Annotated in this window: 13 protein-coding genes and 1 tRNA gene; 5 read left to right on the top strand and 9 right to left on the bottom strand. The window is 66.4% G+C overall.

The genetic code is table 11. The features are described from left to right. Positions 1–74 precede the first annotated feature (74 nt). The 3 genes from pheS to rpmI form a co-directional block, all read right to left on the bottom strand. Positions 75–1157, bottom strand: coding sequence for a phenylalanine--tRNA ligase subunit alpha (gene pheS / locus QW887_RS14785; protein WP_315716851.1), 1083 nt, complete (start codon positions 1155–1157; stop codon positions 75–77). Positions 1158–1300: 143 nt separating this feature from the next. Then, positions 1301–1660 carry a 50S ribosomal protein L20 gene (gene rplT / locus QW887_RS14780; protein WP_012040570.1) on the bottom strand — a complete coding sequence of 120 codons (360 nt, stop codon included), beginning with the start codon at positions 1658–1660 and terminating at the stop codon, positions 1301–1303. Between the two features lie 76 nt (positions 1661–1736). Continuing rightward, the gene (gene rpmI / locus QW887_RS14775) at positions 1737–1937 is read right to left on the bottom strand and encodes a 50S ribosomal protein L35 (RefSeq protein ID WP_008539890.1); all 201 of its coding nucleotides are present in this window, start codon (positions 1935–1937) and stop codon (positions 1737–1739) included. Between the two features lie 261 nt (positions 1938–2198). On the opposite strand from rpmI, the gene QW887_RS14770 reads away from it, so the two are divergent. Next, positions 2199–2570, top strand: a complete 372-nt coding sequence (locus tag QW887_RS14770; protein WP_315716852.1) for a hypothetical protein — start codon at positions 2199–2201, stop codon at positions 2568–2570. Between the two features lie 93 nt (positions 2571–2663). Here QW887_RS14770 and infC read toward each other — a convergent pair whose 3' ends face one another. After that, complete coding sequence (gene infC, locus QW887_RS14765) at positions 2664–3203, bottom strand: translation initiation factor IF-3 (protein WP_315716960.1); 540 nt, start codon at positions 3201–3203, stop codon at positions 2664–2666. Positions 3204–3530: 327 nt separating this feature from the next. On the opposite strand from infC, the gene QW887_RS14760 reads away from it, so the two are divergent. After that, positions 3531–4316, top strand: a complete 786-nt coding sequence (locus QW887_RS14760) for an alpha/beta hydrolase (protein WP_315716853.1) — start codon at positions 3531–3533, stop codon at positions 4314–4316. Between the two features lie 11 nt (positions 4317–4327). On the opposite strand, the gene queG is transcribed toward QW887_RS14760, so the two are convergent. Both queG and QW887_RS14750 read right to left on the bottom strand, forming a co-directional pair. Next, on the bottom strand, positions 4328–5512 hold the full coding sequence (gene queG, locus QW887_RS14755; RefSeq protein ID WP_315716961.1) for a tRNA epoxyqueuosine(34) reductase QueG: 1185 nt from the start codon (positions 5510–5512) through the stop codon (positions 4328–4330). Then, positions 5461–6153, bottom strand: coding sequence for a glutathione S-transferase family protein (locus QW887_RS14750; protein ID WP_315716854.1), 693 nt, complete (start codon positions 6151–6153; stop codon positions 5461–5463). The genes queG and QW887_RS14750 overlap by 52 nt, the downstream gene beginning before the upstream one ends. Before the next feature lie 356 nt (positions 6154–6509). Here QW887_RS14750 and QW887_RS14745 point away from each other — a divergent pair, with 356 nt between their 5' ends. After that, positions 6510–7316 carry an undecaprenyl-diphosphate phosphatase gene (locus tag QW887_RS14745; RefSeq protein ID WP_315750479.1) on the top strand — a complete coding sequence of 269 codons (807 nt, stop codon included), beginning with the start codon at positions 6510–6512 and terminating at the stop codon, positions 7314–7316. Positions 7317–7440: 124 nt separating this feature from the next. Here QW887_RS14745 and QW887_RS14740 read toward each other — a convergent pair whose 3' ends face one another. Beyond that, the gene (locus tag QW887_RS14740) at positions 7441–8409 is read right to left on the bottom strand and encodes a complex I NDUFA9 subunit family protein (protein WP_315716856.1); all 969 of its coding nucleotides are present in this window, start codon (positions 8407–8409) and stop codon (positions 7441–7443) included. 222 nt (positions 8410–8631) lie between these two features. On the opposite strand from QW887_RS14740, the gene QW887_RS14735 reads away from it, so the two are divergent. Next, positions 8632–8718: transfer RNA gene (locus QW887_RS14735), tRNA-Leu, on the top strand. Positions 8719–10051: 1333 nt separating this feature from the next. Here the strand turns inward: QW887_RS14735 and QW887_RS14730 are convergent. Both QW887_RS14730 and QW887_RS14725 read right to left on the bottom strand, forming a co-directional pair. Then, on the bottom strand, positions 10052–10972 hold the full coding sequence (locus QW887_RS14730) for an NAD(P)-dependent oxidoreductase (RefSeq protein ID WP_315716962.1): 921 nt from the start codon (positions 10970–10972) through the stop codon (positions 10052–10054). A 203-nt stretch (positions 10973–11175) separates the two neighbouring features. Further along, complete coding sequence (locus QW887_RS14725) at positions 11176–11562, bottom strand: hypothetical protein (RefSeq protein WP_316194661.1); 387 nt, start codon at positions 11560–11562, stop codon at positions 11176–11178. Positions 11563–12013: 451 nt separating this feature from the next. Here QW887_RS14725 and QW887_RS14720 point away from each other — a divergent pair, with 451 nt between their 5' ends. After that, positions 12014–13219: a hypothetical protein gene (locus QW887_RS14720; RefSeq protein ID WP_316194660.1), complete on the top strand. Its 1206-nt coding sequence runs from the start codon at positions 12014–12016 to the stop codon at positions 13217–13219. Positions 13220–13249: the final 30 nt, after the last annotated feature.

Below are 13249 nucleotides of genomic sequence, written 5' to 3'. Positions count from 1 at the left end.
GAGACCCCCACCCCAGCCCTCCCCCGCAAGCGGGAGAGGGAGTTCGAGCGTTTGCTGAGAGAGGGCGAGGCTCATCACGAGCTCAGCCCTCCGGCCAAGGTCGGCACCTCCAGCGGCTTGAAGCCGTAGTGCGACAGCCAGCGGACATCGCCCTCGAACAGCTGGCGCAGGTCGCTCATGCCGTATTTCAGCATCGCGATGCGGTCGATGCCCATGCCCCAGGCAAAACCCTGGTACTCGTCGGGATCGATGCCGCAGGCGCGCAGCACGTTCGGATGCACCATGCCGCAGCCGAGAATCTCCAGCCAGTCCTCGCCCTCGCCGAAGCGGATCTCGCCCTTGTCGCGGCGGCACTGGATGTCGACCTCGAGCGACGGCTCGGTGAACGGGAAGAACGACGGCCGGAATTTCATGTTGATGTGGTCGACCTCGAAGAACGCCTTGCAGAACTCGTGCAGGATCCATTTGAGGTGGCCGAGATGCGAGCCCTTGTCGATGACGAGGCCCTCGACCTGGTGGAATTGCGGCGTGTGGGTCGCGTCCGAATCGATGCGGTAGGTGCGGCCCGGGCAGATCACGCGGATCGGCGGCTTCTGGTTCAGCATCGTCCGCACCTGCACCGGCGAGGTGTGGGTTCGCAGCAGCATGCGCGAGCCGTCCGGCTTCGGATTGAAGAAGAACGTGTCGTGCATCTCCCGCGCCGGATGGCCTTCCGGGAAGTTCAGCTTGGTGAAGTTGTAGTCGTCGGTCTCGACATCCGGGCCTTCCGCGATCGAGAAGCCCATGTCGGCGAAGATCGTGGTCAGCTCGTCCATCACCTGGCTGAGCGGATGGATGCGGCCGGTCTCGGCCGGCGAATCCTGCAGCGGCAGCGTGACGTCGATGGTCTCGGCCGCGAGCCTCGCGTCGAGCGCCGCGGCCTTGAGCACCTCGCGGCGCGCGGTCAGTGCCTGCGTGACCTTGTCCTTGGCGAGGTTGATCGCGGCGCCTTGCGTCTTGCGCTCGTCCGGCGACATCTTGCCGAGCGTCGCCAGCAGCGCCGAGATCGAGCCCTTCTTGCCGAGCGCCGAGACGCGGACGGCTTCCAGTGCGGCCTCATCGCCGGCGGCGGCGATCTGGTCGAGGATCGAGGTTTCGAGCGAGGCGAGGTCGGACACGGTCAAAATCTCCGCGGGACAAAAGGCGGCTGGGTTGTCGCCGCGCGGGCGACACGGGTCAAGCGAAAGCAGGCATGTTGCCGGATAGCAAAAAGCGGCCGAGAGCATCGGCCGCTTTTGAAATCCTCACGATGCGGAGGCGATCAGGCGGCGAGCGCCGCCTTGGCCTTCTCAACGATCGCCTGGAACGCGGCGGGCTCGTTGATCGCGAGATCCGACAGCACCTTGCGGTCGACGGTGATGCCGGACTTCGACAGGCCGTCGATAAATCGGCTGTAGGTGAGCTCGAAGGGACGCACGGCGGCGTTCAGGCGCTGGATCCAGAGCGCGCGGAAGGTGCGCTTCTTGCGCTTGCGATCGCGGAACGCATACTGGCCGGCCTTCTCGACGGCCTGCTTGGCGGTGCGGATCGTGTTCTTGCGGCGGCCGTAATAGCCCTTGGCGGCCTTGAAGACTTTCTTGTGCTTGGCGTGGGCGGTCACACCGCGTTTGACGCGAGACATGCCGGAAATCCTTGGATTCAGAGATGACGATCAGCCGCGGCTTTGAGGCGGCCAGGGTTCGGAAGCGAGAGGCCGGTCAGGCGTTCGGCAAGAAGTACTTCTTGACGTTGTCGCCGTCGGTCTTGAACAGCACGCGGGTGCCGCGCAGCTGCCGGATCTGCTTCTTCGTCCGCTTGATCATGCCGTGGCGCTTGCCGCGCTGGGCGTGCATCACTTTGCCGGTGGCAGTCACCTTGAAGCGCTTTTTGGCGCCGGATTTGGTCTTCAGCTTGGGCATTTGGCTCTCCTTGATGCCAACGGCAAGCCGCCCGCAAAAGCGGCGCCATCCGGCGAAAATGCTCGTTAGAGCGTTGGTTGTGCTCAGGTTTCGGGTCCAAACGAGGACCCACCCGCACAGAAACATCGCCACGGCAGCCCTTGATCAGCCGGGCGACGAAGGCCGCGCTTATGCCAGAGACAAAGCCCGTTGGCAACGTCGAACCACGGAATCGGCTATTCCGACCCATGATCAGCCGACCATGACAGTCGAGGATCGACCATGACCCGCCGCGCCATCTCCGCCGCCTTCACGACCGCGCTGCTGACGGGCCTCGCGGGCCTGACGGCAAGGCCGGCGCACGCTGCCGGCTTCGATGGCGCCTGGACCGTGCTCATCATCACCGAGGCCGGCAGTTGCGACCAGGGTTACAGCTTCCCGATCCGGATCAGCGGCGGCCGGGTCCTCTCGAACAGCACCGCCAACATTACCGGCTCGGTTGGCCGCGGCGGCGCCGTCACCGTGCGGGTATCCCAGGGTGGTGCCTCTGCCAGCGGCACCGGCCGGCTTGGCGCCACGTCCGGCGTCGGCCGCTGGAGCGGCAAAGGCTCGTCCGGGACCTGCAGGGGGCGGTGGCAGGCGACGCGGTCCTGACCCGGGCCCGCAAAAGCGGTCCTGACGGGCGCCCCAAGAGAAAAGCCCGCCAAACGCGTGGCGGGCCCGGCTTCAGGTGTCGGCGTGCTGGACTTAGCGCGGCGCCAGAACCATGACCACCTGACGTCCCTCGAACCTGGCGTCCTGCTCGACCTTGGCGAACGCCGCCACGTCGGACTTCACCTTGTCGAGCAGCTTGGTGCCGATCTCCTGGTGCGCCATTTCGCGGCCGCGATAGCGCAGCGTGATCTTGACCTTGTCGCCCTCTTCGAAGAACCGCTGCATCGCGCGCATCTTCACGTCGTAGTCGTGGTCGTCGATCATCGGGCGGAGCTTGATCTCCTTGATCTCGACGACCTTCTGCTTCTTGCGGGCCTCGGCGGCCTTCTTCTGCGCCGAATATTTGTACTTCCCGTAGTCCATGATCTTACAGACGGGAGGCGAGTTGTTCGGCGAAATCTCGACCAGATCCATGCCGGCATCAGCGGCCATCTTGATCGCGACAACGGTCTCGACGACACCACGGTTGGTGCCTTCGGCATCGATCAGCTGGATCTGCGCATTGCGAATCTCATCATTGGTACGCGGCCCGTCTTTGACGGCAGCGGGCGGGGCTCGATTGGGGCGGCGAATGGGTAGTGCTCCAAGGTTGTGGAAGAAGGCGGCTAGTTTGAAGGAAGATGCTTTCGCGGGCAAGGTCGCAACGGTCCGGTGCGTCGAAATTCCGCCCGGTCGTCGCGGCTCCTGCGTCGCATGCGCGAGACTTGCGCGTCGATGCATTCCCCCAAGGAAGCCACACGGCCGAGAATTGCGATCAAACTCGCGCTTTTTCGGGCCCTCGTGGTTCCGCCGGGGGACATAGAGTGCGCGGCGCGCTTTCGCAAGCGGCTGCGTCGGGCCGCGCCGATTGACGGAAACGGCCGGTTCGCCCACACAACACCCGACAGCGAGTAACGATCCATGAACCCTGCTGCAGAAAATGCCGATCCGCCCGTCTTCGTCGCCGTCGGCGCGGGCGAATCGTCGCGCCGGATCGCGGTGCGGGCGCGGCCAGGCCGTCCGCCCGGGCTGTTCTGGCTCGGTGGCTTCAATTCCGACATGAAAGGCACCAAGGCCCTGGCCCTCGACGCCTGGGCCGCCGAGCGCGGCCGCGCCTGCGTCCGCTTCGACTATTCCGGGCACGGCGAATCCGGCGGGCGCTTCGTCGACGGCACCATCAGCCGCTGGCTCGAGGAGAGCGTCGCGGTGTTCCGGCAATTCTGCCGCGGACCCCAGGTCGTGATCGGTTCCTCGATGGGCGGCTGGATGGCGCTGCTGCTGGCGCGCGAGCTGCTCAAGGACCCGGCCGAAGCAACGCTGGCGGGCCTGGTCCTGATCGCCCCGGCGCCCGATTTCACCGAGGAGCTGATGTGGAAGGGCTTTGCGCCGGCGGTCCGGACCGAGATCGAGACCAACGGCGTCTGGATGCGTCCGTCGGAGTACGGCGAGCCCTATCCCATCACCCGGGCGTTGATCGAGGACGGGCGCAACCATCTCCTGCTCGGCGCTGCCATCAAGGTCGGCTGCCCGGTGCGCATCCTGCAGGGCGCGCAGGACCGCGACGTCCCCTGGCAGCATGCGTTCGCACTGACCCACCGCCTGCCGGCCGAAGACGTGGTGCTGACCATGATCCAGGACGGGGACCACCGGCTGTCGCGTCCGCAGGACATCACGCGTATGCTGGCCGCCGTCGGCGAGATGGGCTGACGCGGCCCGCTTCAGCATCGCGCCTGCCATTCCGCGCGGACGCTCTCGTCGGTCTCCGACGTCAGCGCGGCCTCCGCACGTCGCGCGTAAGCAGCCTCGTCGAGCAGCCAAGCGAGCGCCCAGGCGGCGGCACCGCGCACCAGCGGACTCGGATCGGCGGCCAGCCGCTCGGCTGACGGCGTCAGCGCCGCATCGCCGGAGTTGCCGATCGCGATCAGCACGTTGCGCAGGAAGCGGTCGCGGCCGATGCGCTTGATCGGCGATTTCGCGAACAACGCGCGGAACGCGGCATCGTCGAGCGCCGCCAGCTCCGCCAGCGAAGGCGCGCGCAACGCGTCGCGCGCCGCCAGCTTCGCCTCGCGTCCCGCCTGCGCGAACTTGTTCCAGGGGCAGGCGGCGAGGCAGTCGTCGCAGCCATAGATGCGGTTGCCCAGCGCCTTGCGGAACTCGCGCGGGATCGGCCCCTTGTTCTCGATCGTCAGATACGAGATGCAGCGCCGTGCATCGAGGCTGTAAGGCTCCGGAAACGCCGCGGTCGGGCAGCTGTCGAGGCAGGCCCGGCACGAGCCGCAATGATCCTGCTCCGGCGCGTCCGCCGGCAGCGCCAGCGTGGTGTAGATGGCGCCGAGGAACAGCCAGGAGCCGAAGCCGCGCGACACCAGGTTGGTGTGCTTGCCCTGCCAGCCGAGCCCGGCCGCTTCGGCCAGCGGCTTCTCCATCACGGCCGCGGTGTCGACGAACACCTTCACATCACAGCCGGCCTGCGCGACCAGCCAGCGGGCGAGCGCCTTGAGGTTCTTCTTGATGACGTCGTGATAGTCGTCGCCGCGGGCATAGACCGAAATCGCAGCATTGCTGCGCCGGGACAGGACCGCGCGAGGGTCCTCGTCGGGGCCGTAATTGACGCCGAGCATGATGATGCTGCGGACCTCGCGCCACAGCGTGGTGGGATCGGTGCGGCGGGACGGCTCGCGCGCCAGCCAGTCCATGTCGCCGTACTGGCCGGCGGCGAGGAAGCGTTCGAACGCGGCGATCCGTTCGGCGCTCACGACCGGGGCGGTGACACCGACGACATCGAAGCCCAGCCGTTGCGCCTCGGCGGCCAGCGCCGCCTTCAACGTCTCCGGCGTGGGCCTATCGGCGCTCAGAAGTCCAGATCCACATAGGTCCGCGACGCCGGCACGCCCGCCAGCCAGTCGGAGAGCAGCGGCCGGAACGACGGCCGCGACTTCACCCGCGCGTACCACGCCTTCGCGGCGTCGTCCTCGATCCATGGCACGTCGCCCAGATAGTCGATCGCCGACAGATGCGCGGCGGCGGCGAGGTCGGCATAGGTCAGGCGGTCGCCGGCCAGGAAATTGCGCCGCTGCGCCAGCCAGCCGATATAGGCGAGATGATAGCGCACATTGGTCTTGGCGGCGCGAATCACGTCGGTCGACGGCGGCCCGCCGCCATCCTCCTCGCTCATGAAGCGCTTGTAGATGCGCTCGGTGACCAGCAGGTTCGAGGCCTCCTCGAAGAACTTGGTGTTGAACCAGTCCATCAGTCGGCGCACCTCGATGCGCTCGGCCGCCGAGGCCGGCATCAGCCGGCGATCACCCATCTCGGGCCCACAGGTCTCGTCGATGAATTCGGCGATCACGCCGACACCGGGCACCGGCGGCAGGCCTTCGACCGACAGCACCGGCGTGGTGGCCGCGGGATTGAGCACGAGAAACGCCTCGCGGCGCTCCCAGGCGCGTTCCTCCACCAGGCGCAGATCGAGCCCGTATTCGCCGAGCACCAGCCGGACGAAGCGTGAATGCGGGCAGAAGGGATGGTGGTAGAGCGTGTACATGGAGCCTTTCGACGATTCCGCGGCTACGGCGCTTAACGAACAATCAACCATCGGTTCGCACCGACGCCTCGTCCCGATACCGGCGCGCGGGTGCGCTCGCGAATCGGACCATTAGCGCATGGTCGGCGAAAGTGTAAGCAGTAGGGCGACGGGCGGTCATGCGGGAAACGACGCTTCGGGAACAGCGATCGGCGCGCCCGATCCGCCGTCCGGCATTGCCTCGTTCTGATTCGCATGGCCGATCACACGCCGGTTCATTCATCGGATGTGGCCGGTTCGAGCGCTTTTTGCAATTGCGGGCGGGGGCCGAATAGGCGAGAAGGGCGGCGTTTTGCCGGCCATCCAGGATCCGATCAATGATGTCAGATACGCTGCGGGCGGTGCTTCTCGGCATCGTCGAGGGCGTCACCGAGTTTCTTCCCGTATCCTCGACGGGCCATCTGCTGCTCGCCGAGCGCTTTTTCGGGCTCGGCGACGAGGGGTTCTGGAAGAGCTTTGCGATCCTGATCCAGCTCGGCGCCATCCTCGCCATCGTCGCGCTGTACTTCTTCAAGCTGTACCGCGTCGCGATCGGCGCGCTGACGAACCCTGACGACCGCCGCTTCATCATCGGCGTGCTGATCGCCTTCCTGCCCGCCGTCATCGTCGGCCTCATCGCCGGCAAGTACATCAAGGCGCTCCTGTTCGATCCCTGGGTCGTGTGCTTCTCGCTGATCGTCGGCGGCGCCATCCTGCTGTGGGTCGATCAGATCGATCTCAAGCCGCGGGAGCACGACGCCACGCGCTATCCGCTGATGATGTATCTGTGGATCGGCGTCGCGCAGTGCCTGGCCATGATCCCCGGCGTGTCGCGCTCCGGCGCCACCATCGTGGCGGCGATGCTGCTCGGCGGCGACAAGCGCTCGGCCGCGGAGTTCTCCTTCTTCCTGGCGATCCCGACCATGGTCGGCGCCTTCGTCTACGACTTCTACAAGAGCCGCGCCGAGATGACGGCGGACCATCTCGGCCTGATCGCCATCGGCTTCGTCGTCTCCTTCATCACCGCGATGATCGTGGTGAAGGCCTTCCTCGGCTACGTCACCCGCCACGGCTTCGTGCTGTTCGCCTGGTGGCGCGTCATCGTCGGCACCCTCGGCCTGATCGCACTGGCGCTGGGGAAATGAGCTGAGCCCCAGCTCCATCCACCGTCATTGCGAGCGTAAGCGAAGCAATCCAGTGTGGTGTCCGGGACTCTAGATTGCTTCGTCGCTTCGCTCTTCGCAATGACGTGGAGAGGCCGGTGGCCCCTCACGCGTTCTTACGCTGGAACTGTCCTGAGGGACGGAAGCGCCAGAGATATTGCGGAGCGACCGCCTCGAGCGAATCCGGCGTGATGCCGAGGCCCTGCAGCGTCAGCCCCGCCGCCTTCGCCGCTTCCGACACCACGTTGTCATGACGCAGCAGCTCGACCTGGTCCGGCGTCAGCTTCAGCGGCCCCGGCGCGAACTGCAGGATTGCGGCCTGCAGTTTGGCGAGCCCGAACGGCAGCGGCAGCAGCGCGCGGTCGCGGTCGGTGATGTCGAGGATGATTTTCAGGATCTCCCGGAAGCTCAGCACCTCGGGCCCGCCGAGCTCGTAGGTCGCGCCCGGCTGCGCCTTGCCGTCGACCGCGTCGGCCACCGCGGTGGCGACGTCGCCGACATAGACCGGCTGCATCTTCGTCTCGCCGCCGCCGATCAGCGGCAGGAACGGCGAGATCCGCGCGAGCCCCGCAAAGCGGTTGGTGAACTGGTCCTCGGGGCCGAACACGACCGAGGGGCGCATGATCACGGCCTCGGGCACCGCAGCCAGCACGGCGGCCTCGCCGGCCGCCTTGGCGCGGGCATAGCTCGACGCCGACTCTGCGTCGGCGCCGATCGCCGAGACGTGCACCATGCGGGCGCCGGCGGCGGCCGCCGCCTTGGCGACGGTGGCGGCGCCCTCGGCCTGCACGGCCTCGAAGGTCTGCGCGCCGCTCTCGGTCAGGACGCCGACGAGGTTGATCGCGACATGGCTGTCACGCAGCGCCGATGCGACCGAGTCGGGATAGCGCAGATTGGCCTGTACGGCGTGGATCTGGCCGACCCGGCCGAGCGGCTGCAGGTGGCCGGCGAGCTCCGGCCGGCGCACCGCGACGCGGATGCGATAGTCGCGCTTGGCCAACGCCCGGACCACGTTGCGCCCGACGAAGCCGGAGCCGCCGAAGACGGTAACCAATGTGTCCAGATTCGATGCCATGGAATGAGTCCTGGGATTGCCGGGCGGTCGGTCCGCCCCGGACGAGATAGCTGTCAGCGGCGATTCGCACCCCGCGGCCCGCCATCCTGGGCCGCTGTATAGCCCATCGCCCGCACCGCGGAAAAGGGAGCCGTGTTTTTGCGCATGGGGTGAGAAAAATTGTCATCTTGGGCGTTCAGCGGTTTGACAAGCGCCCGTTCGATCCGTACACAGCGCCCCCATGCCCAGGTGGCGGAATTGGTAGACGCGCTGGCTTCAGGTGCCAGTGGCTTAACGGCCGTGAAGGTTCGAGTCCTTTCCTGGGCACCATTTTTGGTGGTGACCTCCCCCGCACAGAACTCTGTGACAGACGACGGCGCTGATGCGCCTCGCGATCTGATTGGGTGGCATCGATTTAGCTGATGTCTTCGCGACATCAGCGACACGCTCGTCCCCGAGCCAGCCGATAATCCTCCTTTCAACGCCCGTGATGTAGCCGCTGCTGCCGGCTGCGAGCCTCCACCCTCCCCTGGAGGGGGAGGGTCGATCGCACGCGAAGCGGGCGAGCGGGGTGGGGCGATCTCTCCACGCACGCCAGCGCCAGAGGAGAGATCACCCCACCCCGCCTCACGTTTCGCTTCGCTCTCCGTGAGGCGACCCTCCCCCTCCAGGGGAGGGTGGGCACCGCCTTCGTGTTGAGTGATCACCATGACCGCCGTGGTCTTTCTCGTTTAGGGCAAGACCTATCAGCCTCGCGGCGCGCTTTGCGCCCGAGCCATGCCGATCGTCTCGCCCTCGAAATCATGAGGGCGCAGGGAGAGCCGGGTGCCGACCGCACCCATGGCCCGCCAGCGAAGGAAAATGCTGGCGGCAGGAACCACAGGTACGCGCCGGATCATCCGGCCCTCCCTGCGCGATTGGTTTTAACGGCTGCTTCGCGTTCTCCCTGGTGCGCCGGGCTTGGTGGCCACCATCCCCACGCGAAGCGAAAGCTTCGTCATGAGTTGATATCAGCGTCGGGATATCAGGACCGCGCGACTTGACCGTGCGTGCATCCTTGTTCGTCCGCGCGAACTGATCACGCTGCAACGACACACGCCCATCGCATCCCACTGCCAACGTCTCGTGACGGTCGCGACACGCCCCTCATGCGGCAGCAGGGACGCGCGGAAATGTGCAGGTGATTTGCCCGACGGCGCAAGGGAGAATGTTGCGACAGACTGGCACGACGGGCGATTTGCGCATGACAGGCATGCCATCTCCACCGTGATTGCGAACGAAGCAATCCAGAGCCACGGGTGTCGCCCGGGATCGCTTCGTCGCTTCGCTCCTCACAATGATGGTGGTGAGCACTACGCCCCGAGCTGGCTTAGGAGCAACCTCACCAATCAACTTGCATTGGCGCACAGGATTAGCACGTGAGTTCGGCGCAGAGCTTTCGCTTCACCGCCGGTGTCGTCCCCACGAACGCGGGGACCCATACCGCGCAGGCGGTACGTTCCGCGCGACTCGTCGCAGCCGGTGACCATGTGTCTCGGATCGGCGCCCGCCGACGCGTTGCGTCGGCGAGCTTATCGGCGACGACAGAGGATGCCGTTGTCAGCTGGCCGTCACAGGCGCAGTTCGCCCGTCCAGGGGAGGCCGACAAAGCCCGATGGGCGGGTCATGCCGTGCGTGATGCCGCGATCACGCGCGCCAGCACTGGCCAATACAGATCGCCATAGCCCGCCTCGATCGCCTCTCCGAGTCGCCTGTCGGCAAGCTCCGCGCCCGGCAGGTCGATCTGCACGGACCTGGCGAGATCGAGAGCATAGCCGATGTCCTTGCGCGCATATTCGGTCGAGAACGCGCGCTCCGGATATGTGTCGGGCAGCATCGCCTTCATGCCGTGGTTGCGCAGCGCGAAGCTGTCGGCCGAGCCTTTGGCCAGGGTCTCGAACAGCAGCGTGGCATCAAGGCCAGCGCGCTTGGCAGTCTCCAGCGCTTCGCCGAGCGCCACCACGGTCTGCATCAGCACCATGTTGTTGAGGATCTTCACGACCTGGCCGGCGCCCACGCCGCCGCAATGGGTGATGTCAGTCGCAAACATCGCAATCAGCGGCCGCAGCTTTTCGAACGTTGCCGCGTCGGCCCCCACCATCACGCTCAGCGTGCCGTCCTCGGCCGCCTGCCGGGTGCGGGCGATCGGCGCATCCGCGTAGGCGGCCCCCTCGGCCGCGAAACGCTCGGCGAGCTCCCGGCTGGCCTGCACCGGCGAGGTGCCGAGGTCCACGATGGTGTGACGCGCCTCGACGTGGCGGAGCAAGCCGTCGTCGCCGTCGCATACGGCTTGGACATGCTTGCCGCTCGGCAACGCCATGAAGATCACGTCGGTCTGGCGCGCCAGCTCCGCGAGCGACACGGCACGCTTGACGCCGACGGCGGCGAGGCGCTGCAGCGGCGCGTCCGCACGATCGAAGCCGAGCACCATCGCGCCGGACTTGAGAGCCAGATTGCGGCACATCGGCTCGCCCATCACGCCCAATCCGATGAATCCGATTGCCGCCATTGCAAGTTCCTCTTGATTGGTCCCTGCCTGTCCAATCGATGATGATCGCCGCGCTGCAGGTTGGCCCAGGCACGCTCGGGATAGTCGTCCGAATATTCGCCGGTGTCGATCGAGCACACGACCTCGCCGCTCATGTCGGCGACGCAGACGTGGATTGAGAACAGGGCGCCGCGCGCCGGACCGTGACCCGGGCCGGCGCGAGTCGTGAACCCATGAATCCGCCGCTATGGCGCGACAGACTACTCGATCTCCGTCTCGCCGCTGACACCCAGCCTGCGCAGCATCACCGTCAGCGCGATCGCGGGTAGCATGATCCACAGCGTGAAATCATCCGGCCGGCGCGTTGCGCCCAACGTGGCGTGACGGACGAGGAAGCGTCCGAAAGCCGTGCGGCGCGAGGTCACGCTGCGCAGCACCAGCGGGACGCCAAAGGCGAGCGCCAGGACGACGAACGCCACGGCCAGGGGCCAGCCGCCGGGCAGCCGGTCGACGCCGCGTGCCGTGAATCCGACCAGTAGCAGCAGGCCGACCAGCGTCACGACGCCGCCGCACAGGCCGGAGGCGACGCGAATGAGCAGGTCGTCCTGCATCAGCTCGCGGTCGACCTGGCTGATCAGCTGCTTCATGGGCCGTTCCTCCGCTCGCGCGTCATCCGGGCAACGCACACGTGACGTCCCGCCGCGCGCAGGCGGACTGTACGATCCGGATCGCGTGACGGCCGCCGATCTTCATTCGTGTCGGTCGCTCCGAGCAGGTTCGATGCTGGCCGTTCGGTGCCGTCCTAACAAGGGCGGCGGCAAGACATGTCTGGATGTCGACGCGCAGATGTCATCGAGCCAGCCGGCGTGGACGTCTTCGTCGCTCAGACATGTTTGATCCCTGCAGCGGCGCCCTTGCGATCTGGGATTGTCGACGTTAGCATTTTCCCGCCCAGGTGCAGGCGCTCTCGTTTGCCGGCTGCGCGTCCGGGCCCGTCATCACGCGCTGCCAGTCCATGCGCCATCGCCCGATACTTCAATCATGACTCTGGCTCTGACAGCCGATCCCATTGCCTCGTTCCTCGTCACGGACCAACCCATGTTCATTTCGTTGATCGCCCCAGCGCGCGCGCAAGCTCCGGCCGGCGCGTCTCGCCCGTCTCTCCGGCTGCTGACTCTCGTCCTGATCGGCCTCGCCGCCGCGCAGTCCGCGGCCGCCGATGAGAGGTTCAGCTACGACGCATCGAAGCCGATGCAGTTCTTCCACGCCGGCGACGGCGGCAATTGCAACGGCTGCTCGTGGATTGCGGCCGAGGGCACCATCCAGCGCGACACGCCGGAGGTGTTCCGGCAATTTCTCGCCAAAGGCTGGAGCGGCTACGAGGTCGTGCTCAATTCGCCTGGCGGCGATCCTGCGGCGGCGATGCGCCTCGGCGAGATCATCCGCGAGCAGAACCTGCATACCTCCATCGGCAAGACCACGGGCCGGTTTGATCCCGAGGGCAATCGCATCAACACCGTCGATGGTGGCCAGGACCCGGGCCATTGCGCGTCGGCTTGCGTCTGGGCGTTTCTCGGCGGCGCCCGCCGTGCCGCCGGCGACGGCGAACTCGGCGTACAGCAGTTATATGATCCCGAGACGATCAAGGATCCGCAGGCCAAGACCGCCAGCGCCCTCGACCGCGCCGCCGACCAGGCGATGATGGGTAACTTGATCAGCTACGTCATCCGCATGGATGCCAGCCCGAAGCTACTGGCCCTGGCCGCAGCGCAGACGCCGTGGCGCGAGATCAGTTGGCTGAAGCGGCAGGAGATCGTCGAGCTCGGCATCGACACCAGCAAGGACTATTCCAGCCCGATGACGGTCGAGCCGTTCGGCGCCGGCGGTTCCTATATCGAGATCATCAGCCGCACGACCTTCGCGAGCTTCCGCCATCGTCTGTATTGCCGGGGCGACGCCTCCAACGTCTACCTGGCGATGATTCCAATCTCGAAATACGACAGCAGGACGTTTGAGGCGACGATGCGGGGCATCATGGCGGAGCGGTCAGTCGACCTGATCAGCGATTCCGGCAAGCGGAGCTTCCCGCTCAAGCTCGCTGCCATCGAGTCTGCGCCGCTCGGCTTCCAGACATCGGTTCAGATGGTCGGCGCGACCATGGCTGATTTGCAGGCGGCCAAGCGCATCGAAGTCTCCTACGACGGGCTCGGCAAAGTCGATTCCGAGATCGTCATGGGGCTGCAATTCGACCTCGCCGGTGACCGCCGCAAGATCGGGATCGTCGCGCGGTCTTGCGTGAAGTGAGCGTCGAGGCTCTCCCGCTTCGCCCGGCGC

The sequence above is a fragment of the Bradyrhizobium sp. SZCCHNRI3052 genome, assembly GCF_032484895.1.
In the GTDB taxonomy this organism is placed as follows: domain Bacteria; phylum Pseudomonadota; class Alphaproteobacteria; order Rhizobiales; family Xanthobacteraceae; genus Bradyrhizobium.
Note: the sequence above shows the minus strand (reverse complement) of the source record. Positions and strands in the feature narration are given on the sequence as shown.